Origin of the sequence: Enterovibrio calviensis DSM 14347, assembly GCF_000621165.1 — a bacterium.
In the GTDB taxonomy this organism is placed as follows: Bacteria; Pseudomonadota; Gammaproteobacteria; order Enterobacterales; family Vibrionaceae; genus Enterovibrio; species Enterovibrio calviensis.
In genome coordinates this window covers 266,382-287,719 of sequence record NZ_KK211218.1, presented here as the reverse complement: position 1 = coordinate 287,719, position 21,338 = coordinate 266,382, and the positions used below count along the sequence as shown (strand labels likewise).

The following is a 21,338-nucleotide window of genomic DNA, read 5'->3' as shown; positions in this document are numbered from 1 at the left end:
ATGAAGATAATGCCCTGTCCCTTGAACGGCCCAAGAAACATCAATGAATTTGTCTACGGCGGCGAAGTGAAAGTCATGCCTGATCATAAAAACTGCTCAGCCAAAGCGTGGGCGGAATATGTTTTTTATTCAGACAACACCATCAAAATCGTCAAAGAGTGGTGGTTTCATAGCGCCTCTGGCTATTGGTTTATTGCCGAAAGACACACCGCCTCAGACGAGATTATTCGAACCTATGATCCCAGTGAAATATTCACACAAAGAGTCGATTTCGATGCTGATGAGGAAAGCGGCGAAGAGAAAGGAGCACAATCATGATTGATGATAATCGATTGTCTCCGCCGATGGGCTCGTTGATCTCGCGCGATAAAACCATCAGCGTTGAGTTTGAAGGAAAACACTATCTTGGTTATGAAGGCGACACTATTGCCAGTGCTTTGATAGCAAATGACCAATGGCTAATGTCGCGATCGTTCAAATACCACCGACCTCGTGGGCCATTAACCATGGCAGGTCAAGACGCCAATACGCTGGTTCAACTTCCCGACGAAGCCAATGTCTTGGCCGATCGCGTCGATATTTCACACGCACCAACGGTCATGGGGCAAAACTACAGCGGTTCTTTGGAAAACGATAAAGATGCCTTACTCGAAAAAGTCGGACGGTTTATGCCAGTAGGTTTTTACTACCGTGCTTTTTATAAGCCGAAAGGCATTTGGGACAAGTGGGAACCGCTGATCCGCAAAAAGGCAGGATTGGGGAAGGCAAACCTCGAATTCGAACCGACTTATCATGACAAAGCTTATCTGTTCTGCGACGTCATGATCGTCGGCGCTGGCCCTGCTGGTTTGAACGCTGCCATTACCGCCGCACAAGGCGGTGCAGAGGTCTTGCTCGTCGATGAAAACAAGCAGTTAGGCGGTGCACTCACCTATCACCGTTTCGATGTTGACGGCGAAATAGCCGATGACACGCTTAACGCCCTTCGCTCAAGCGTCAACGATCACCCCAAGATCCGCGTATTAACGGATGCTGTGTGTAACGCGTGGTTCACCGACAACTATTTGCCCGTTCTTACTGGCAACCGCATGTACAAAGTCAGAGCAAAGCAGTGCATCGTGGCGTCTGGCGAATTCGAACAACACGTCGTATTCAGAAACAATGACTTCCCCGGCATTGTGCTCTGCAGCGCCGCCATGCGGCTCATGAAGCATTACGCCATCAAGCCGGGCAACAAGTCCGTGGTGTTAACAGGCAATGACGACGGTTACCTTGCAGCCATCGAACTGGCACAACAAGGTGTTGATGTTTTATCGATCGTCGACATGCGTCAGAACCAACGATGTGCTGATTTGGTCAATACCGTGCAAGCGTTAGGGATCCCAGTCGTTTTGGGGGCAACCGTTTACGAAGCGCAAGCCCGCAACAACCACCTTTCCTCTGTCGAGGTATATTCTCTCGATGATAACGGCGATGTCGCGCAACGCATTTCAACCATCGCGTGTGATCTTCTCTGTGTGTCTTCAGGCTACATGCCGACGTACCAACTGCTTTGTCAGGCGGGCGCACAATTGACCTATAACGACACGTCAGCGCGCTTCACGCTGAAGAATCTGCCAGAGAATCTCCATATCGCCGGATCGGTGAATGGCATTCATGCGCTCGATAAAGTATTAGCTGACGGGGAAAGTGCGGCGCAAAACTGCTTAGCCAATCTTGGCTTGGCAGATGTCGTTGGAGACATGATCACCTGTGACCGACCCACAAATTTTGCCTGGCCTATCTTCCCTCACCCTAAAGGCAAAGACTTTGTTGATTTCGATGAAGACCTTCAATCCAAAGACATCATCAATGCAACGCGTTTAGGCTATCGCGATATTCAACTCGTTAAGCGTTTTTCTACGGTAGGCATGGGGCCGTCTCAAGGCCGTCATTCCGCGCTTGCCACTGCGCGTTTGGTCGCGGAATCCACAGATAGAACCGTCAGCGAAACGGGCGTAACCACGGCGCGGCCGCCTTTCATTCCTGAAAAGCTCGCTTATCTGGCAGGCAGAATATTTAACCCGGTGCGCCTTACACCGATGCACGCAAGACACGAGGCTCTCGGCGCACAATTCATGCCCGCAGGAGCATGGCGTCGACCTGCATATTATGGCGAGCCAAGCCAGCGCCATATATTGATCCAAGAAGAAGCATTAGCGGTTCGACAAAACGTTGGCATCATCGATGTCAGCACGCTCGGTGGTATTGAAGTTTACGGCCCCGATGCGCCTGAATTTCTCAATCGCATGTACACCTTCGCCTTTGTTAAGCAGCCTGTTGGGAAAACACGTTACGCCGTGTTGACCAATGAACAAGGCGTGGTCGTTGACGATGGCGTGGCGTGCCGAATTGCGGAAGATCATTACTACGTCACCGCGACCACCAGCGGTGTTGATGCGGTTTACCGTGAAATGAAAAAGTGGAATGCTCAGTGGCGATTAGATGTCGACATTGCCAACGTGACGTCAGCATTTTCTGCCGTGAATGTTGCAGGTCCACTCGCCCGAAAAGTGCTTGAAAAAGTCTGTTCTGACGTGGATTTCGCCCCCGATGCATTCCCTTATCTCTTCTATCGAGAAGGACACATCGTTGGGATGCCCGTTCGCCTTGCGCGTGTGGGTTTTGTGGGTGAACTGGGCTACGAGATCCACATGCCGACGCTGTTCGCCCTCAAAATCTGGGACTTGTTGATGGCAGCAGGTGAAGAGTTTGACATGCGCCCCTTCGGTGTCGAAGCTCAGCGTCTGCTTCGTCTAGAAAAAGGCCATATCATTGTTGGACAAGACACCGATGGCATGTCGCACCCCGGCGAATTGTCGTTAGGATGGGCAATCGCCAAAGCCAAACCTTTTTATGTCGGTTCACGCTCTGTTGATATCGTTATGCGTCGAGAGCAAACACGAAAGCTGGTGGGCTTTAAGCTGGATAAATCGTCGGCGAAACCCGAAGAAGGCCATTTGGTGCTAGACAAAGCCGGTCACGATTCGAATATCACGGGCAATGTGACTTCCTGTGATTTTTCATCAACGCTGGATGCTTACATTGGTCTCGCATTTGTCGGTATTGATCAGCAGGAACCCGGCACACTGTTCCCAATCCGTATCGATGGCAAAGAAGTATGGCCCGAAGTCGTGCCTCTTCCCTTCTATGATCCAGACGGCACACGTCAGGAGGTCAATTAGTATGTTTTCATTCTTAGTCAGCGCACAACCAGAGCGTCGAAACAGCAGCATTGACCAAAACCACCAGCTGTCTTCCATTTCTTTCTACGATGCGACCACCACAAACCGCATCGGATTCAGAGGACAGCAAACCGCAGCATTTTTGGCTGATCACGGCATAGCACTTCCCCCTCAGCCAAACCGAGCAACGGAAATGGACAACGGCTTGTGGGTATTCAGGTTGGGCTTCACCGAATACTGGATCATTGATGCCAAGAATCAACACACCGACCTCATGCTCAACATGGAAAAAGCCGCGACGAGCCATCAACAAGTAACCCGCTTATATTGCCAGCACAGCGCTGCAATGTTCGTTCTAACAGGCGACCAATGTCCTCAGTTGTTTGCCAAAGTCTGCGCGGTGGATCTCCAACCCAGCGCGTTTCCATCCGGTTACATCGCACAAACATCAGTCGCCCGTGTCTCATCTGTCGTGGTCAACGTATCAAATAGCGATCTCAAGCAAACACGTTTTCTGATCCTGAGCGATATTTCTAGTGCTGCGTATTTATGGGACGCATTGGATGATGCAGCGCACGAGTTTCAATAGGCCGTGAGAACGACACCTGATTTAAGCGACATATTCTAAAGGAGTAAGTATGCCAACGATTACCATTTCGGAGGTCCATGAGGTTTGTAAAACCGCATTGGAAAAGCACGGCGCGTTACCTTGGATCGCAGAATCTGTCGCACTTGCTGTCGCAAAGAATGAATCCAGACAGAATCGAATTTGTGGTCTCTACTACCTACAAAGTTACTGCGAGCAGTTAGTCTCAGGGCGTGTCTCTAAAGACGCAGAACCTGTGATTACAACGCCAAAACCCGGCGTGGTTCAGGTTGATGCCAAATTTGGTTTTGCGCAATCAGCCTTTGTTCGTGCATTTCCGACGGTGATGGATGCTGCCAAAGATAACGGTATTGCCGCGCTGGCGATTGGCCACAGTCACACATGCACATCACTCGGCTATTTCACCGAGCAGATTGCTCGCCGTGGTTTTATCGCGATTGGCTTTACCAATTCCTCCCCCATCGTTGCCCCACCTGGCGGGAAAATACGCACCATTGGCACCAACCCCGTCGCTTTCTCGGTGCCAGACGGCGATGGCGGCATTGCCATGCAGTTTGACCAATCCACCACGGTTGTCGCTTTGGGAAAAATCACCATGGCGAAAGAAGCGGGCGAAAGCATTCCTGAAGGCTGGGCACTGGATGAAGATGGCAACCCCACCACTGACCCACATAAAGCCTTGGCCGGTTCTTTGGTATCCGCTGGCGGATATAAAGGCTGGGGATTTGGATTGATGGCAGAATTGCTGACAGCAGGTCTCACTGGCGGCATTGCCTCTCAGTTTGTTAAACCATTAAAAGCGACCAACGGCGACCCGCACGATCTTGGTCAGTACTTTCTGGTGATTGATCCCGCGAATTCGGAATACTTCTATGAACGCTGTCAGCAAGTCGCTGATCTGGTCTCACAAGATGAAGGAACCCGTTTGCCTGGGCAATATATTAACGAGCTGACTGAGGTTGATGTACCTGAATCTTTGTGGAACTTAGCCATAACGTTATCCGAAGGTCCTTCGTCACTAACGTCAAAATAAGAGGTACGATCTGATGGAAGTTAAAACCAAAACATAGATTGATAAAGTCCGACAACACCTCGCGTATGCATACACAACCTCCATCTGGAGGTTTTTTCACTTTTTCGTTTTTTTTACTTTGAATTGGGCCTTAGTTGCTGCGTTTGGCCGCCATTCCACTTATATGAGTCAGTGAACAAGAAGAAACCAACTGTCTGTTCTATGCTAATTATTGATGCTCCATTTTTGAATCATGCATAGCTAATGAGAGACAAAAAATGATTATGCCTCGCTCTATTAAGCACAAAATTTCCTTGGCAATAGCCAGCATCATTATCATTGTCGCTGTCGTTCAATATCAGCGACAAGATCAACAATTGGTAACCTACACAGAAGATTCGGTGAGCCGATTTATCGACTCCGTTGGCATTGCCAGTGCTAAAGGCATTCAAAATTGGATTCAGCCTCGCATTGAGATCATTCAAAGTGCCAAAGAATCCGATCTGAACGCCCCCTCAAACAATGCGCTCATTCCGTACCTTAGTCAGGCCCGTATCTCTGGTGGTTTTCAATCTGTTTACGTTGGCACTGGCGCAGGTGACATGATTCGTTATAACGGCAAGCCATCGAGTGAAGGCTATGACCCAAGGAAAAGACCTTGGTATATCGAGGCCAGCAACACAACAGATCCTGTCATTACCGCCCCTTATAAAGATTCAGTGACTGGCGAGTTGGTGGTGACGATAGCCCAGCAATATACGCGAACATCTGGTGAAAAAGCCGTGGTTGCGGGCGATATTAAGATCAAACAGCTCATCAGCTATATCAACAGCATTAGCGGTGAGAACACGCAAGCCATGCTGCTTGATGGTAGCGCAACACTATTAGCGAGTGTCGACACATCGTTGCTGTTGACTAACGCCAGTGAAATGTCACCTCAATTAACATCACAAACTCTACCAACCCTTGCTGCCAACCCAATTGTCAGCGAGTTAACCCTTGCCAATAATCCTTACCTTTTCAACATTACCGCCATCGAAGGTACGCCTTGGTACTTGGCGGTCGCCATGAACAAAGAGTATGCCTATCAAACGGTGGTCTCTAGCCGAACCGATTCACTCGTTTTCTCTCTCGTTCAGGTCATCCTAGTAATGGGTATAACCTTGTTCCTCGTCAGCAAGCTGCTCAAACCATTGTCACAAGTTATGCGAGTGATGAAGAAACTGGCAAAAGGCGATCTCACAGCACGAGTGGACGTGAACACCAATGATGAAATTAGTGTCATCGCTCGAGGCATCAATGAGGTTGCACAAAACCTTCAAGACATTGTCGGAGGAATTTCAAATGCGACCGCGAAAATATCTTCGGAAGTAAAAGACGTTAAAGCCAAAACCGATGAGAACCACAACGTATTGACCCATCACAAAGAAGAAACTCTGCAGGTCGTCTCTCGTGTGGAGAGCATGAGTTCGACTGTAGATACGGTAGCGAGTAGCGCGTCAGAAGCCTTGAGTTGCACGCAGAAAGCCCATGAACAAACGGCTGAGTCGAAACATCAAGTCAGCCAATCAGTAGGAAGCGTAAATGCGCTACTGAGCGAAATTACGGTGATGGAGAACGATATTCAAACCATGAGTGACAATGCCGATAAGATTGCGTCTGTGCTCACGGTGATTGGCGACATTGCTGAACAAACGAACCTTCTAGCCTTGAATGCCGCTATTGAGGCCGCAAGGGCTGGAGAACAAGGCCGCGGGTTTGCCGTTGTTGCAGATGAAGTACGAGCGCTTGCCAGCCGTACTCAACAAAGCACGTCGGAAATCAACGATATGCTGCAAAAACTCAACGAAGGTACCGTCAACGCGGTTCGAGCTATCGAGAATACGAAAAACAGCTGTCAGAAATCGGTTGAGCAAACCAACCTTGTTGATAGCAACCTTGATGTCATGAGCGCCTCCGTGGAAGAAATAAACAACTTGAACAGCCATATCACTGACATCACACAAACGCAGAGCCAAGCTTCACATGAGATTAGTGAAAGCATTCGGTCGATTAGCCAAATGGTCGATCGGTTGGGTGAAAGTGGAGAAGCCACACTCGCCAATGTTCAACAGCTCTCAGTGTCTAACCAACAACTCACTTCTGCTATTGCGAAGTTCAATATTTAATCGCACTAAGATTACCCCCCTGTCGCTCTGGTTCTCTTTCTGAGGATCAGAGCGTTATACCAAGCCCCCTATACCCAGAGTCTTTTCTTGCATTGCATTGCCTCCATTGTTCAAAGCCATTTCCCATTGAAATGCTGCACTTGCCTTTAGATAAAATCATCAAAAACCAACGTTCACAATAGATTCATATTCATCAATCCATTGAATCAAAAACGTTTTTATTCACACTGAATTAAAAGCCTGTTTTTCGTGAATTTTCTTGTTTCCTATTTGCTAGAAAAGCTCTACTATTGCGCCGTTTTGGGGAGTAGTCATTTTGTCGCGCTGTCGTCATCCCGTAGCCACCGCTACCGGCACGCGAGAATACAGTTTCACTGTATTTTGACGAGACCAACGCCACTTATTCGCTTATTTGCTTATAGCTGCGCGGTTGGTTAGGTGCTCCTTTGCCCCCTCATCCTCCGCGCACCGGAGGTGTCATGTTCCTAAGTGAACTTTTCTCAGGCTACGAAGGCCTGTTAGTTCTTACCGTTTTGATGCTCGGCATCGACTTGCTTATCACTCGTGGAAAAATCAGTTTTCGCAGCGCCGCTATGTGGAGTGTGTTCTGGTTCTCTCTCGCGTTCGTATTTGCAGGTGCTATTTATCTATATTGGCCACATATGGCACCCGTCAGTGAACTGACGAACGGCGAAGCAGCCACCTCGTTTGTTACGGGTTACTTGCTTGAAAAATCGCTGAGCGTCGATAACTTATTTGTGTTTGCTCTGATTTTTGCACAGTTCAAGGTGCCAGAAGATCATGTTCCCCGCATATTGATGCTGGGTATTGTCGGCGCGCTCGTGCTGCGTGGCATTATGATTTCACTGGGTGCTCCGCTGATTGCAGAATTCCACTTCGTACTTTACCTGTTCGGTTTCTTCTTGATTTGGACTGGCGTACAAATGTGGCGCCAACATGGAGAAGAGAACGAATCCTTCTCAGACAGCTTTGCGGTGAGACTGGTAAAACGATTCTTGCGCGTTAGCCCTGACTACGATGGAAACAAGCTGTTCACTCGTGATTCACTGGGTATTCTTGCTACGCCGATGCTGGTGGTTGTGATGGTGATTGCGATGACAGACGTGATGTTCGCACTGGATTCCATCCCCGCTATCTTTGCGGTAACACAAGAACCTTACCTCGTATTGGCTGCGAATGTGTTCGCCCTACTTGGCTTGCGTTCACTGTACTTCGTGCTTGGCGGCATGTTGAACAAGTTTGCGTACCTTCACCACACGTTGGCATTCATGTTGTGCTTTATCGGTACCAAGATGCTACTGATTGAAACACCATTTGCTATCGCTACGCCGGTATCACTGGGCGTTATATTGGCCTCGCTGACTGTCGGTATTGGTGCTTCAATTTGGAAACAACGCCAACTTGAACGAGTGGCGAGTTAACCGAATAACCTATTTCGATTTGAAGAGCACCCAATGGGTGCTCTTTTGTTTGGCCGTTTTAGCTCGCTACCAACTCGAGAGGCCATCATGAATCTGAAAACACATTATCGAGATCCACCGTCCGGTTTTTCCAAAATGCGAGGTTCAAGCCTGACTCTACCTGCTGAAGATGTGTTCGCATCAAATCAATGGCTTTGCCTTTCTCACCATTCGCAATCGCATGGATAATGTGTTCGTGGTCGTGGCAACCACAATCTAACTGCTTGTCACGTTGGTATAGCGCGATGATGAGTGAGCTTCGAGTGATCAAGTCAGTGAGGATCTCGGTGAGCACACGATTCCCATTCAGTACCGCCAACAGAATATGAAAATCGCCAGAAAGCTTAATGATTTCTCTTCGGCTTCCTTTGTCTCTGGCAGCAACTTCTTTCTGTACATGTCGCTTGAGTCGCGACAAATCCAAGTCTGTCGCTCTTCCCACCAGATTTTCGATAATGCCTTGTTCAACCAATGCGCGAGCAGAAAGCACATCGTTCGCTTCTTCTAGCGTCGGCTCGGAAACACTCGCACCTTTGTTCGGCAGCACAGTCACAATACGGCGCAGTGCCAAACGCTGAATCGCTGACCTTACGTGATTCCTGTTTGCCCCAAACGTCTCCACCAGTTGGCCTTCGACCAAGCGCGTGCCGGGCGGTAAGCGTTGATCGCTAACGGCTTGGCTGATGGCATCAATGATCCGATTGATTTCCACTTCTTTGCGAGATTGGCTCAGAATGCTCATTGTCACTCCTTAGATTGTTACCAATTTAAGAATTGCATATTTGATCATACATTCCAAGTGTTCGGTATCCATTCTTTTTTGTTGCACCAAATTGGCAAGTTTACGCGCCTCCATGACGCAATAAATATCCGGTATTTTGTAGATCTTTCTCTAACCCTCTGTTTTTATTCTCAGCCTTTTGTTGGCACAAAAACTGCTGAAAGACTCTTCAAGATTGCTAGCAATCTATTTTAGGAGAGTGGTATGAAAGGAAACGTTGAGCTAATCAACCTGACCAAACATTATGGAAACAGTCCTGCCGTCAGTGCGCTGAACTTAACCATTGAAGCTGGCCAGTATTGTTGTTTGCTCGGTCCAAGCGGGTGCGGGAAGAGCACCACATTAAGAATGATTGCAGGGCACGAAAGCGTCACATCCGGCACGGTGCGTTTAAGCGGTAATGAGGTCACACAACTTTCGCCAAGGCAACGGGGGACGGCGATGATGTTTCAAAACTATGCCCTGTTCCCCCATATGACGTGCATGGAAAACGTCGCCTACGGGTTGAAAGTGGCGGGAGTCAGCAAAACTGAACGCACTCAAGCCGCAAAAGACATGCTCGCCCTTGTCGATATGTTGGAGCATCAGCATAAACTTCCTGCGCATTTATCTGGCGGCCAGCAGCAACGCATTGCCCTCGCCCGAGCCTTGATCTGTAAACCTGATGTCATATTGCTCGATGAGCCCCTTTCCGCGCTCGACCCTTTCCTTCGTATTCAAATGCGAAAAGAGCTGAAACGCATTCAACGGCAACTAGGGCTGACGTTCATCCATGTCACGCATTCTCAGGAAGAGGCATTTGCGCTCGCCGACATCGCAGTTGTGATGAAAGATGGCGTCATTGAACAAAGCGGAAACCCAAAGTCAATCTTTGAAAAACCGGCGTCGGCATTTGTGGCTGACTTTATCGGTGGTCATAACGTGATCAACGCAAATGACACTCACCCCGATTTTCCTCCTTCTTTTTCCGTGCGCGCCGATCATATCCACATCACTGCACCGACACACACACCAAGCGCCGAGACCATATCCATGCCCGCTGAAATTGTTGATGTGGAGTTTCAGGCGCAGTTTTACTTTGTTGAAGCCGACATTGGCAACGGCCAGCGCTGCATGTGCTTTATTCCCGAACACAAGCTTGATCCCCTCCTTGTTTCCTCTGGCCAAAGAGTCGACCTCAACTGGCACAAGAATCAGATGAACACTTTCACCATTACCCATTAGCTACCAAGGAAAGGAATATGAAAGACGATAAATCTGCAATCAAGAGCACGACCGTGATCGATCAGGACGATAATGCGCCTCAAGATAAAACCCGCCGTAAACTCATCAAAGGCGCGGCAGTCGCGACCGCAGCCGCTGCCAGTTCAGGCTTAATTACTGGCTTCCCCATGATTTGGGCTCAGAACATTAAAAACATTACCTTGCGCCAATTCGGTACTGGCGTATCCAACCTCAACGCGGTTTCTGAGAAATGTAAGGAAGATCTCGGCTTCAATCTCCAACTCACGTCTTTGGATTCCGACAGCGTGACACAGCGTGCCGTGACGCAACCTGGCTCTTATGACATTGCTGACATTGAGTATTGGATTTGTAAAAAGGTGTTCCCGGCAAAAGTGCTGCAACCGTTGGATACATCAAGACTCAAGCTGTTTGATAAAATCTCGCCATTGTTCATCAACGGTAAACTGACGCCCGACTCTCCGATTGCACAAGGCACAGCGCCTCACACCGTTGGGTTTGTCGAAGGCAGAGATTCCACTAAGTTTGCGTCGTCACCCACCGATTGGATGACATTAATCCCTACCATTTATAACGCAGATACACTTGGTATCCGTCCTGACCTTATCAATCGCCCAATCAAGAATTGGTCCGACATTATGGACCCTGCATTTAAAGGCAAAGCATCGATTCTTAACATCCCGTCCATTGGCATCATGGACGCCGCCATGATCTGTGAATCCATGGGTGCAGTGTCATACGCCGACAAGGGCAACATGACAAAAGAAGAAATCGACAAAACCATCGCGGTGCTGATTGAAGCCAAGAAACAGGGGCAATTCCGCGCCTTCTGGAAGTCATTCGATGAATCCGTCAACCTCATGGCGTCGGGCGAAGTGGTCATTCAAAGTATGTGGTCGCCTGCCGTTGCCGCCGTTCGTAGCCGAGGCATTCCTTGTGTCTATCAGCCGCTGGAAGAAGGTTATCGCGCGTGGGGTGGCGGCCTTGGCCTAGCCTCTCACCTTTCAGGGTTGGAATTGGATGCCGCCTACGAATACCTCGATTGGTATCTCTCTGGCTGGGTGGGTGCGTATTTGAACCGTCAGGGTTACTACAGCGCGGCACCTGAAACCTCCAAAGCCTTTATGACAGAAAACGAATGGGATTTCTGGATTGATGGCAAGCCTGCTGCCAGCGACATTTTGAGTCCAACAGGGCAATTGATGGAGAAAGCCGGCGCAGTGCGTGATGGCGGCTCTTACTGGGATCGCATGGGAAGCGTCGCTTGTTGGAACTCCGTGATGGATGAAAACAAATACATGCTCCGTAAATGGAACGAGTTCATCGTTTCTTGATCCTTCACATTCAGGCCGACGCTCGACGTCGGCCCGCTAATGGATAACGCTATGCGCTTAGCTAAATCAAGCAACAACAGTTATTGGCAGGCCGCACCGCTGGCGTCAATGTTGACGGCTTTTCTCATCTTCCCCATCGCGGTGATCGTGATTGTCAGCTTCTGGGACTACAACGAATTTTCCATCATCCCGGATTTTATCTTTGAGAACTATGAATACCTCCTGACATCCAGCGTGACGTTGCAAGCCTATTTGCAAACGCTGAAGTACGCCTCAATCACCTGGTTCCTTACCTTAACGATTGGTTTTTTTGTCGCGTACTATTTGGCTTTCTATGTCAAAAGTAACAGCACGCAAACCATCCTGTTTCTTATCTGTACCGTGCCATTTTTAACCTCAAACATCATTCGGATGATCTCTTGGATCCCGCTGCTCGGGCGAAACGGGTTAATCAATACAGGGCTTCAATCATCAGGAATAACAGACGCCCCTCTGGATTGGCTGCTCTACAGCGATTTCGCCATTGTGCTGGCGTATGTTCACCTCTACACCATGTTCATGGTCGTTCCTATTTTTAACTGCATGATGCGCATTGATCGCAGCCAAATTGAGGCGGCGGTAGATTCAGGGGCAAATGGCTTCCGTGTGTTGGTCGACATCATCATTCCGCTGTGTAAATCAGGCATCATCATCGGCAGCATTTTTATCTTCACGTTAGTCATGGGCGATTTCATCACGGTGAAAGTGATGGGAGGCGGTATAAAAGCCAACGTGGCGATCCTGATTTATAACGAAATATCCTTGCTGCAATACCCCGCGGCGGCAGCCGGTGCGGTGGTGCTACTCATGACGGTCATCGTGATGTTGATTGTGTTGTTCCGCTTGGTCGACATTCGCAAAGAGGTGTGAGATGAAAAACAACAAAACTGCTTTTGCTATCTGTTCATTGTTGTTTGGCCTATTCGTTCTGTTTCTTTATGGCCCAACGTTCACCATTGCCATTCTCTCTTTCCAAGGTGAACAAGGCGGGCTGACTTTTCCAATGCGCGGCACGTCTATGCATTGGTATGCCCAACTGTTTGAACGTCAGGCGGTCGGTGATTTTAGTATGGCGCTGGTTCGCTCTTTAGGACTGGGTTTCGCCGTGATGATCAGCACGGTCGTGATTTCTTTGATGGCTGGGCTGGCGTTTCGCCGCCACTTTGCAGGCAGCAGTGTGATTTTCTATGTCACCCTTGCGAGCCTGATTATCCCGTCCATTTTGGTCAGCTTGGGGATTGGGTTGATGTTCGACCGAATGGGTTTCACCGCCGATTGGTACAGCTCAGGTTTTGGCGCGCACATGACGTGGACCCTGCCCTTTGGCTTACTCATCATGTTTGCCGTATTCAACCGCTTCAACCCAAGCTATGAAATGGCCTCGGATGATCTGGGTGCGACGCCTTGGCAGACGTTTCGCTATGTACTGCTGCCTTTGATTGCACCAAGCCTTGTTGGCGTCGGTTTGTTTGGCTTCACCCTAAGCTACGATGAATTTGCTAGAACGCTTATGACTTCTGGTAGCTTCAATACCCTGCCACTCGAACTCTTCGCCATGACCACCAATGTAACCACGCCCGTTCTCTATGCGCTGGGCACACTCACGACGTTCATCTCGCTGTCGTTAATCGTTCTGGCGCTTGTTGCTGTTCGCACCCTGCGCGCCAAAACCCGTGCTCAAGCCACTCACTAGGGAGAAGACGATGAGAAAGGATATGAGAGAAGATTATGATTGACGTCATCAACCCCAATGGCTCTGAGGCAATGACCCAACAACTTTCAGACAGCCTGAGCCAAACCAACACCGCGACTTATACGCGATTCCACTTCTGCAAGGCGTCACCTTTGAGCATTGAAGGACATTATGACGGTGCAATGGCGGCGCACCATTTGGTGAAACAGGTGCAAACACTCGAAAAGCAGGAATCTGACGCGTTAGGTTATGTCGTGGCGTGTTTTGACGATACAGGGCTAGATGCGGTGCGCGAAGTGACGGAACGCCCCGTCGTTGGCATCGGTGAAGCGGCGATGAAAACAGCCGGTTATCTTGGTCATTCTTTCATGGTGATGACCACGCTTCAGCGCTCGGTGCCCATCATACGACGCAACGTTTTGATGTATGGATTAGAACGACAATGCGCCGCTATCGTCGCATCCAACATTCCTGTACTTTCGCTAGAAACCGATCCCGATGCGTTTACACAAATACTCGGATTAGCGAAATCATCATTGGATACATCGAACAGTGAAGTCTTGATATTGGGCTGTGCCGGAATGAGCCATTGGCAGGAGAAGTTGCAGTCAGCGCTTGGTGTGCCTGTGATTGATGGCGTTCAAGCTGCCATCGCAACGGTGAAAATGCTGGCAGAGTTGAAGCTATCCACCAGCAAGATCTGTGGCTATGCGCAACCCGAAAAGAAAGGCATCTAGGTTCGATTGTTGCGGATTAAATCTGACTCAAATACCCGCCGAGCAAGCCACAACCGATACCAAACAGCGCACTCGCAAACGTACCAAGCATCACGTATTCGGTGAACATTCGGCTACCGTGATCTTTCAAATCACCAAAGCGAAATACAGATTTGGCTGCCAGCACCAAGGCTACACCAGGCAACTGCCCCCAAAGCACAAAGGTGACAATAAGCATTCGCTCAAAGTATCCGATGAATGCCCCTGCGTCTTTCAGCGGCTTGTTGCTTCCGCTTGGGGCTGAGTGAGTCACTTCTTCAGTCCAGTTTTGCAGAAGTAGCGCAATAGCAGTCGAAGACGGTTTCATGGCAAGCAAGTATGCGGTTGCCCAGCAGAAAAGTGTCCACCAGTCAGTTTGTTCGAACGCGTGCTTGGCTGCCACGCGATCCTCACTGCTCACAACGTAGAGAACAACCAAAACCAATATGAACAGATGCAAAAGTTGTTTGACGAACAAATAGCGCAACCCGTTTGGCGCAGAACGAAACCACACAGAGACCGTGACATTGGATAAACCTATACACAGCGCCCCGACCAATGACCAAATCAAAGGGATGGCGAGCAAATAGAGTGCAATTAAAGACAGGACGCTTTCAATAATAACGGAAACAAAAACATGTCTTGCGCGGCGGGTGACTACGGGAAATAAGTAAAACTCGACACACACATGAATCACGACCAATACCAACAGTATTGTTAGTACCATCCTTAAGCCTCCTTGCGACAATGTTGATACCCAAGCAACGTGAAGATGCAGTATTAGGATTACTTGGGTAGGTAACGTAAAAGCCTGCCAGCATACCATCTACAGGTATCGTCGATGCGCGTGTAATTGGCTCGATTGATGATTCTTGTGAATGCGCTTCGAGTTATACCCAGATCCTTTGCAAGCTCTGCATGTTGGGCATTGGGCTGGCGCATCCAAACCGACAACGCAACTGCCATTTTGGTCGTCAGCGGCGTGATATGGTCATCAAGCAATGAAAGAACCATGTGAGCGTCACGAGCAAACTCTTCGTCATTAGAGGAAAACGCCAATCGCTGGTTTTTCATGCCATCTAGATGACGGCCTGATAGCAAGAAAGCATCAGAATTGTTGGCCATTCTTACAGGGAGTTGCCGCTCACTCGCGGGCGCAACGGCCAATGATAAACGGGCGTCTTCACCTAGGCTCTTGAGTGCAATACGAATTGTCAGCGCCATACTCAGAAGGTGTTCAGGTGAGCGGGTATAGAGCTGGAAAGCATCTCCACGATAGATCTCACCCATCGTGTCGCTGTCACGGACGTCAGAACCTGAGTCATCCAGTATCTGGGAATGATTACTCGCTTGGTGATTGCTAGCCTGTTGGCTGCTCACCCGTTGACTGGCATCGTGTTGACGAAACTGTAAAAAACAGCGCTCCAGTGCGGCTAGACAGTCCTGACGTGTGGACTCGCTCATCTCTGTCGAGCCCACAAGGTCGCCGGTAATCACGCCCGCATAGTGTATATCTTGAGTTTTCATTTTCGCCTTGAGTTACGTTAATTGGTAACATAATTTAATGTTACGCTTTATTGTAACTTTGTCAAAGGTTACATGATTTACTCATATTTCATGACTAGGCTTTCGCTCCTTCATTATTTGCCGACGTCTCTGTTGAAGATGTTTTTTCTTGTGGGCTTTCTAGTCGCGCGTACAGTTCGGCAAACTGTTTTGAGAGTTTGTGCTGAGGAGCAAAGTGAACCAAGGGTTTTTGGTGATAATGTGACTCTTTCATCTTCACTGATTGCGGGATAAAAGGCTCAAGCAAGGGCAAACCAAGTTCTCGTACTCGTTCGATAATCTGAGCCGGAAATTTCGCCTGCGCATTAAACATATTCACCACCACCCCTTCGAGCGCCAGATTACGATTATGATCGTCACGCAATTCCGCAAGATTATCCATTAACGTCAACAACGCTTGATGAGAAAACGTATCGCAATCAAAAGGAATAAGCAGGTTATGCGCCGCGATTAGCCCTGCTTTACTGTAGAAATTCAGGTTTGGTGGCGTGTCTATGTATATACGCTCATACTCACTTTCCAGCTCGTCTAGCGCTTCACGCAGTTTGTATATTTTGTAACGGCGTTCTAGCTCTGGTTCGAGCGCAGCAAGGCGGGGGCTAGAAGGAATAATATCGAGGTTTTCATACGCGGTAGGTTGAGGGAATTGCTTAATTGGCGTGGATACAGAAAACCATGACACGGTTTGATCAAAAAGGTCAGCCACCGTTTTGTCATTCTTGGCGTTGATATCAATACCTAGGTAATGACTACTGTTTCCCTGAATATCTAAATCGATGAGAAGCGTTTTCTTGCCACTTGCTGCACTGAGTGCCGCGAGGTTGACCGATATACTGGATTTACCTACACCGCCCTTTTGATTGAATATGATCCGTCTCATGATCTCTCCTTTGAAAATAATAAAGAAGCACGACCACGAACTGTGCATATCTTCTAAAGGTATCAGTTTGTTAAGGCTGAAAAGTGAAGATAGCTCTCGATTAGCAGGATTCAGCGAAGATCTTCAGGTTGCTTGGGTATACCCAAGCAACCTGAAGATGCTCGATTTCAGAGGCCCTCAGAGTGTTCAATTCAAGGCGAATTTTTGTAGGAATAGTCATTCTATTTCACAGGAATTTAACGATGAAGTGGACGCTCTGAGGGCCTCCCTTCGGGCGAGTTTACTGACGCCATGCTCGGTGTTGTCCCTTTTTAATGGAGCTCACTACATCGGCAAAGGGACGCCTTGATCATAACGTCAGTAAAGCTCGCTGAATCCTGCATCTTCAGGTTACTTGGGTATAGGTGTATTACGGATAACGAAAAAGCCACCTTCAGCAGGTGGCTTTCAACACGAGATACGGCAAATAAGCGATATCAGGATTTCCCTAGCATGCGTCTCAGCGTGGCATCTTTATCGACAATGTGGTGTTTCAGCGCGCCAAGTACATGCAATGCCAGCGTGACCATCACAATATTCGCAAGTACTTCATGGGTCACGTGACCGACCTGACCGAGCAACTCGTTTTTCTCTCCAGCGGTAATCAGTGTCATGCCAAAAATGCCCACATCACGACCGCCACCGATTGACATGGCAATACCCGAAATCGGCATCAATAACGTGGCTAATAGAAGCAGGTGATGCACGGCTGTCGCGATTTTTTCCTGCCATCTTGGAGAGCCAGGAATAGAAGAGATCGCCCCTTCTTTAAAGCGCCATAACAACCGGGAAACGGCTAACAAGAGAACCAGCACGCCGAAGGATTTGTGTAAGCCAATTAGCTCGCCTTTTTCCGGGCCCTTTGGCAAATCTTCCACATACAAGCCAAACGCTAGAACTGCAATAAAGCTTATTGCAACTAACCAATGAAAGAAGATCGTCTGTTTGGATAATGGTGACGGATGACTCATCGGTGAATCTCCTTATACAGTGAAAGGTAATATATATTGCGCTCCGACTGGTCACTAATCAATCAAGCGAACGTAAATTTAAGTAAAATATGACAATATATCGACAACGTTAAAAACCTAGACAAAGCCCATCTGAATAATCGCCCTGTTTGTTCAAATGTGAGAGCCAGATTGAATACCCAACCTCATACAAAATGCCATACTTCTATATCCAAACAACCTAAAGAGGCCATCTTCAGGTTGTTTAGATATATATTGTTCATTTGAGCTGATGGAGCTGTTGCAATGAGTTTACGCACGCCTTGGTCTTTTTTATCTGTGGTTTTTTTCGCTTCTTTTCTTGTTTTTTCCTTTCCCGCCTTTGCAAGCGCAGAGTCAGCAACCACACCTTCATCGGAAACGCCAAAGTCAGCGTCTGAACAAGTTGAGGATCGCATCAATGCGCTTCATCAAGAGCTCACAAATTTGGTTTCGCTGCAAGATAAGGTCAATGGCGAAGACAAACTTGCATTGCAACTTCAAATGTTTCAGAAAAACGAGCAACTAAGAGCCCTCGTTGCCGCTAATGTGAACAATGACGAGGTTGGAAAGCCTTTTCTTATCAGCCAAGTTAAACAACAACAGATTTATGCTAACGAAGCCATTGAATACCTCAATAAACGTTCATCCGTCCTTTCTCAACAGCTGAATGATGCAAAGAATGAAGAAGTATTTGGGCTACTCGCAGAGTATGAGGAGTCACGTAAGTATCTGGATAGTATGTATGAAGAGTCATCGCAAAACGTAGCATGGTTGAAGAAGCTAAACGCACTCGCCCCCGACCAAGAAGCCGAATTAAAACAGAGTATTTCTCAACGTGCTGAGCAGCTTGCAGCAAATGTTGAGTACCTCAGGCAGCAATTGAAGGCCGAAGATGCACAGCTAAGTGTGGCGCCAGAGGCAGAAAAAGCTAACCTTCAACTGAGTAAACTGGTCACGCAACGTCGAATGAGCATCACGACGAGTAGCCTTAAAGTGATGATCGATCTGGCGGATAGCGAAGGTATTCCGACCGCGGAATATAAGCGTTTGTATTTTGAAGTCACGGGTAGCGTGACACAGGACCTACTCAGTGGCGATGTACTGCTCTCCATCGTGAAAACCTGGTCCAGCAAATTCTGGGGCTGGCTACTCGAAACCGCCCCACAGCACATCTTTCAACTGCTCGTATTCTTAGTCATTCTTTTCATCGCTCGTACGGTTGCCAATCTCGCTCGTAAGGTCGTAAAACGAGCTGTTGCATCCAAGAACCTTAACTTTTCGCTGTTGATGCAAGAGTTCTTTATTTCGATGTCGGGTAAAGGGGTTTGGTTCATTGGTATCCTGATTGCTTTATCGCAAATCGGGCTGAACCTGACGCCAATTCTCACGGGTTTCGGTATCGCGGGTGTCATCATCGGTTTTGCATTGCAAGATACGTTATCGAACTTCGCAGCGGGTATGATGTTGCTAATTTACCGTCCGTTCGATGTTGGAGATTACGTTTCTGCTGGGGGTGTTGAAGGCAAGGTTAGCCACATGAGCTTGGTGAACACCACCATCAAAACCTTCGATAACCAAATCATCATCGTCCCAAACAGTAAGATTTGGGGTGATGTGATTAAGAACGTCACACATGAACGTGTTCGTCGTGTTGATATGGTATTTGGTGTCAGCTATAGCGATAGCATCCCCCACGTTGAAGAGGTTCTGAATGACATCGTGACCAGCCACCCCGCCGTTCTTCGCGCCCCTGAACCTATGATCAAAGTTCATGTCCTTAACAATTCATCGGTGGACTTCATCGTGCGTCCTTGGGTGAAAACAGATGACTATTGGGATGTGTACTGGGACGTGACGCGAGAAGTGAAAATCCGCTTCGATAAGGAAGGCATTTCTATTCCGTTCCCACAACAAGATGTGCATTTACACATGCAAAATGGTCAGGCGCTACCTTCGCAACCCAAGGAAAGTTAAAACCCGACTGGCGTGGCTTTATTGAATAACAAAAAAGGGAGCGACTATTCGCTCCCTTTCTCTAGATCTTAACCCAGAACTCTCTGTCGATTGATGTCACTCATTTCATGCCACTTCAACAAGTCTTCGCAGCGTTATCTATCAGCGGGATGATTAACCCCATCGTTGGTGACCACATCGCCTAGTTCAAACGGGTTAACACCTTCTAGACACGCAACGTTGAACCCATACTCACTCGGATCAGAACGACGCTGGTGGTGAGTGTAAATACCGCATTCAGAACAGAAGAAATGTTTCGCTGTTTTGGTGTTGAATTGATAAAGCTTGAGTAACTCCTCTCCCTTAACAATACGAATACCATCTAGTTTTACGGAGGCAACAACCGCACCTTTTCTTCTGCATATTGAACAATCACATCGGCGAGGTTTTTCTATGCCATTGGGAAGGGAAAGCGCTAACTCAACACCACCACAGTGGCACGTTGCACGGTGGACTTCTTGAATGTCCGTGTTTCCTACACGTTTAATCATTGCGCTATCTCCTGAGACTATTCCTAAACCAACTCAATCAGTAAGCAAACAATTCAACTTAGATGACACGACAACGCAACCGCTAACACGCCATTAATTGATGTGCATCGCGCTGTTATCAAAGAAGGTTTCGCCTTTGATTTCAACGTGAATTCACCATGTTGTACTCCATGGTGAATTCACAATCACTTTCCTCAACAGACTCAAAGCCCATTCGTGTATACAAATCACGCGCCGGATTCGTTTTGATCACACTCAATCTCACACGGGATGCAGATTCGCTGGCAGTGCTTAGCAATCGCTCAATCACGGTATTGCCAATACCTTGGTTCTGATAATCAGGATGAACTTGAATCTGAATGATAAACCACTGATCGTGTTCTTTTTGGAATTCAGCTTTGAACAAGCCAACAGGGACGCCGTTCGCATTGATAATGTTCGCGCAGTCGAGTTTATATTGAATACGACTTAAATGACCTTCTTCCGTGGTGGGCATACCCGCTTCTTCCAAATACTGGTTCATGGTGAGCTGTCGCAGCGTCAGAAGAAACGGAATATCATCGCTTGTCGCCTTGGTTAAACTCACGTCCATGTGCGTCACTATCCTAAGAGAATTAGGCGGATTGGGTGAAATCAGGAGAGCTTTCTTTTTCTAGAGGCACCACTGGCGCAGGCTCTGTTTTTTCTGGCGTTAAGGCTTCGTCAGCTTTCTTTTCCGCTTCTTCTATGAGTTCACTGCCTTTCTCTTTGCTTTTATTCCACAGCTCACTGCTTTTTTCTTTGGCGCTGTCCCACAAATCAGAGCTACCTTCTTCCGCCTTATTAAGCAGCTCTCCACTCTTCTCTTTCGTGGCATCCCAAGCGCTACCACCTGCATCTTTCGCGGAATTCCATGCTTCACCTGCAGATTCTTTCGCTTTGTCCCAGCTGTTTTCCTCTGCGCTCACTGACGCAGGTAGACAAAATAGCAAGGCTAATAAAATCGGTTTGATTTGCATTTCAATGCTCCTATCCTTTGGTG

General features: G+C 48.1%; 21 protein-coding genes. 12 read left to right on the top strand and 9 right to left on the bottom strand.

What is annotated here, in order from left to right; genetic code table 11:
* The 6 genes from Q365_RS0122465 to Q365_RS0122440 all read left to right on the top strand — a co-directional run bounded on the left by Q365_RS0122465 (position 1) and on the right by Q365_RS0122440 (position 8,453).
* Complete coding sequence (locus tag Q365_RS0122465; protein WP_028025472.1) at positions 1-318, top strand: sarcosine oxidase subunit delta; 318 nt, start codon at positions 1-3, stop codon at positions 316-318.
* Entirely contained in the window at positions 315-3,224 is a 2,910-nt protein-coding gene (locus Q365_RS0122460; protein WP_028025471.1) for a 2Fe-2S iron-sulfur cluster-binding protein, read from the top strand. Before Q365_RS0122465 ends, Q365_RS0122460 begins: the two co-directional genes overlap by 4 nt.
* 1 nt (position 3,225) lies before the next feature.
* Positions 3,226-3,813 carry an aminomethyltransferase family protein gene (locus Q365_RS0122455; RefSeq protein WP_028025470.1) on the top strand — a complete coding sequence of 196 codons (588 nt, stop codon included), beginning with the start codon at positions 3,226-3,228 and terminating at the stop codon, positions 3,811-3,813.
* A gap of 49 nt (positions 3,814-3,862) precedes the next feature.
* A complete protein-coding gene (locus Q365_RS0122450; RefSeq protein WP_028025469.1) occupies positions 3,863-4,864 on the top strand; it encodes an Ldh family oxidoreductase in 1,002 nt (333 codons plus the stop codon).
* A gap of 257 nt (positions 4,865-5,121) precedes the next feature.
* Positions 5,122-7,011: a methyl-accepting chemotaxis protein gene (locus Q365_RS0122445; protein ID WP_028025468.1), complete on the top strand. Its 1,890-nt coding sequence runs from the start codon at positions 5,122-5,124 to the stop codon at positions 7,009-7,011.
* A gap of 479 nt (positions 7,012-7,490) precedes the next feature.
* On the top strand, positions 7,491-8,453 hold the full coding sequence (locus Q365_RS0122440; RefSeq protein ID WP_028025467.1) for a TerC/Alx family metal homeostasis membrane protein: 963 nt from the start codon (positions 7,491-7,493) through the stop codon (positions 8,451-8,453).
* 85 nt (positions 8,454-8,538) lie between these two features.
* Here Q365_RS0122440 and Q365_RS0122435 read toward each other — a convergent pair whose 3' ends face one another.
* Entirely contained in the window at positions 8,539-9,234 is a 696-nt protein-coding gene (locus tag Q365_RS0122435) for a GntR family transcriptional regulator (RefSeq protein WP_028025466.1), read from the bottom strand.
* Positions 9,235-9,477: 243 nt separating this feature from the next.
* Between Q365_RS0122435 and Q365_RS0122430 the strand changes: the two genes are divergently transcribed.
* Genes Q365_RS0122430 through Q365_RS0122410 form a run of 5 tightly spaced genes read left to right on the top strand, consistent with a single transcriptional unit; the run spans position 9,478 to position 14,318 of the window.
* Complete coding sequence (locus tag Q365_RS0122430; protein ID WP_028025465.1) at positions 9,478-10,497, top strand: ABC transporter ATP-binding protein; 1,020 nt, start codon at positions 9,478-9,480, stop codon at positions 10,495-10,497.
* 17 nt (positions 10,498-10,514) lie between these two features.
* Positions 10,515-11,849 (top strand): ABC transporter substrate-binding protein, encoded by a 1,335-nt coding sequence (locus Q365_RS0122425; protein ID WP_081796372.1) that lies wholly within the window; start codon positions 10,515-10,517, stop codon positions 11,847-11,849.
* Positions 11,850-11,900: 51 nt separating this feature from the next.
* Positions 11,901-12,758, top strand: a complete 858-nt coding sequence (locus Q365_RS0122420; protein WP_028025463.1) for an ABC transporter permease — start codon at positions 11,901-11,903, stop codon at positions 12,756-12,758.
* A 1-nt stretch (position 12,759) separates the two neighbouring features.
* Positions 12,760-13,581 carry an ABC transporter permease gene (locus Q365_RS0122415; RefSeq protein WP_028025462.1) on the top strand — a complete coding sequence of 274 codons (822 nt, stop codon included), beginning with the start codon at positions 12,760-12,762 and terminating at the stop codon, positions 13,579-13,581.
* 35 nt (positions 13,582-13,616) lie between these two features.
* Positions 13,617-14,318, top strand: coding sequence for an aspartate/glutamate racemase family protein (locus Q365_RS0122410; RefSeq protein ID WP_211254273.1), 702 nt, complete (start codon positions 13,617-13,619; stop codon positions 14,316-14,318).
* A 16-nt stretch (positions 14,319-14,334) separates the two neighbouring features.
* Here Q365_RS0122410 and Q365_RS0122405 read toward each other — a convergent pair whose 3' ends face one another.
* The 5 genes from Q365_RS0122405 to Q365_RS27285 form a co-directional block, all read right to left on the bottom strand.
* Positions 14,335-15,063: a hypothetical protein gene (locus Q365_RS0122405; RefSeq protein WP_028025460.1), complete on the bottom strand. Its 729-nt coding sequence runs from the start codon at positions 15,061-15,063 to the stop codon at positions 14,335-14,337.
* Between the two features lie 59 nt (positions 15,064-15,122).
* The gene (locus Q365_RS0122400; RefSeq protein WP_028025459.1) at positions 15,123-15,863 is read right to left on the bottom strand and encodes a hypothetical protein; all 741 of its coding nucleotides are present in this window, start codon (positions 15,861-15,863) and stop codon (positions 15,123-15,125) included.
* A gap of 94 nt (positions 15,864-15,957) precedes the next feature.
* Positions 15,958-16,782 (bottom strand): ParA family protein, encoded by an 825-nt coding sequence (locus Q365_RS0122395; RefSeq protein WP_028025458.1) that lies wholly within the window; start codon positions 16,780-16,782, stop codon positions 15,958-15,960.
* Between the two features lie 476 nt (positions 16,783-17,258).
* Positions 17,259-17,792 carry a cytochrome b gene (locus Q365_RS0122385; RefSeq protein ID WP_028025456.1) on the bottom strand — a complete coding sequence of 178 codons (534 nt, stop codon included), beginning with the start codon at positions 17,790-17,792 and terminating at the stop codon, positions 17,259-17,261.
* A 185-nt stretch (positions 17,793-17,977) separates the two neighbouring features.
* Positions 17,978-18,229, bottom strand: coding sequence for a hypothetical protein (locus tag Q365_RS27285; RefSeq protein ID WP_245621613.1), 252 nt, complete (start codon positions 18,227-18,229; stop codon positions 17,978-17,980).
* 85 nt (positions 18,230-18,314) lie between these two features.
* Between Q365_RS27285 and Q365_RS0122380 the strand changes: the two genes are divergently transcribed.
* Positions 18,315-19,787: a mechanosensitive ion channel domain-containing protein gene (locus Q365_RS0122380; protein WP_407637610.1), complete on the top strand. Its 1,473-nt coding sequence runs from the start codon at positions 18,315-18,317 to the stop codon at positions 19,785-19,787.
* Positions 19,788-19,921: 134 nt separating this feature from the next.
* Here Q365_RS0122380 and Q365_RS0122375 read toward each other — a convergent pair whose 3' ends face one another.
* The 3 genes from Q365_RS0122375 to Q365_RS0122365 form a co-directional block, all read right to left on the bottom strand.
* Entirely contained in the window at positions 19,922-20,317 is a 396-nt protein-coding gene (locus tag Q365_RS0122375; RefSeq protein ID WP_028025454.1) for a GFA family protein, read from the bottom strand.
* A gap of 142 nt (positions 20,318-20,459) precedes the next feature.
* Positions 20,460-20,909, bottom strand: coding sequence for a GNAT family N-acetyltransferase (locus Q365_RS0122370; RefSeq protein ID WP_028025453.1), 450 nt, complete (start codon positions 20,907-20,909; stop codon positions 20,460-20,462).
* Between the two features lie 22 nt (positions 20,910-20,931).
* A complete protein-coding gene (locus Q365_RS0122365) occupies positions 20,932-21,315 on the bottom strand; it encodes a hypothetical protein (RefSeq protein ID WP_028025452.1) in 384 nt (127 codons plus the stop codon).
* Positions 21,316-21,338: the final 23 nt, after the last annotated feature.

Coding starts and splice junctions, on each gene's coding strand:
- Q365_RS0122405 (WP_028025460.1), bottom strand. CDS start 15,063: ATGGTACTAACAATACTGTTGGTATTGGTCGTGATTCATGTGTGTGTC.
- Q365_RS27285 (WP_245621613.1), bottom strand. CDS start 18,229: ATGCGATCCTCAACTTGTTCAGACGCTGACTTTGGCGTTTCCGATGAA.
- Q365_RS0122460 (WP_028025471.1), top strand. CDS start 315: ATGATTGATGATAATCGATTGTCTCCGCCGATGGGCTCGTTGATCTCG.
- Q365_RS0122450 (WP_028025469.1), top strand. CDS start 3,863: ATGCCAACGATTACCATTTCGGAGGTCCATGAGGTTTGTAAAACCGCA.
- Q365_RS0122375 (WP_028025454.1), bottom strand. CDS start 20,317: ATGATTAAACGTGTAGGAAACACGGACATTCAAGAAGTCCACCGTGCA.
- Q365_RS0122440 (WP_028025467.1), top strand. CDS start 7,491: ATGTTCCTAAGTGAACTTTTCTCAGGCTACGAAGGCCTGTTAGTTCTT.
- Q365_RS0122445 (WP_028025468.1), top strand. CDS start 5,122: ATGATTATGCCTCGCTCTATTAAGCACAAAATTTCCTTGGCAATAGCC.
- Q365_RS0122455 (WP_028025470.1), top strand. CDS start 3,226: ATGTTTTCATTCTTAGTCAGCGCACAACCAGAGCGTCGAAACAGCAGC.
- Q365_RS0122385 (WP_028025456.1), bottom strand. CDS start 17,792: ATGAGTCATCCGTCACCATTATCCAAACAGACGATCTTCTTTCATTGG.
- Q365_RS0122380 (WP_407637610.1), top strand. CDS start 18,315: ATGTTTCAGAAAAACGAGCAACTAAGAGCCCTCGTTGCCGCTAATGTG.
- Q365_RS0122370 (WP_028025453.1), bottom strand. CDS start 20,909: ATGGACGTGAGTTTAACCAAGGCGACAAGCGATGATATTCCGTTTCTT.
- Q365_RS0122410 (WP_211254273.1), top strand. CDS start 13,617: ATGATTGACGTCATCAACCCCAATGGCTCTGAGGCAATGACCCAACAA.
- Q365_RS0122365 (WP_028025452.1), bottom strand. CDS start 21,315: ATGCAAATCAAACCGATTTTATTAGCCTTGCTATTTTGTCTACCTGCG.
- Q365_RS0122415 (WP_028025462.1), top strand. CDS start 12,760: ATGAAAAACAACAAAACTGCTTTTGCTATCTGTTCATTGTTGTTTGGC.
- Q365_RS0122430 (WP_028025465.1), top strand. CDS start 9,478: ATGAAAGGAAACGTTGAGCTAATCAACCTGACCAAACATTATGGAAAC.
- Q365_RS0122425 (WP_081796372.1), top strand. CDS start 10,515: ATGAAAGACGATAAATCTGCAATCAAGAGCACGACCGTGATCGATCAG.
- Q365_RS0122465 (WP_028025472.1), top strand. CDS start 1: ATGAAGATAATGCCCTGTCCCTTGAACGGCCCAAGAAACATCAATGAA.
- Q365_RS0122395 (WP_028025458.1), bottom strand. CDS start 16,782: ATGAGACGGATCATATTCAATCAAAAGGGCGGTGTAGGTAAATCCAGT.
- Q365_RS0122400 (WP_028025459.1), bottom strand. CDS start 15,863: ATGAAAACTCAAGATATACACTATGCGGGCGTGATTACCGGCGACCTT.
- Q365_RS0122435 (WP_028025466.1), bottom strand. CDS start 9,234: ATGAGCATTCTGAGCCAATCTCGCAAAGAAGTGGAAATCAATCGGATC.
- Q365_RS0122420 (WP_028025463.1), top strand. CDS start 11,901: ATGCGCTTAGCTAAATCAAGCAACAACAGTTATTGGCAGGCCGCACCG.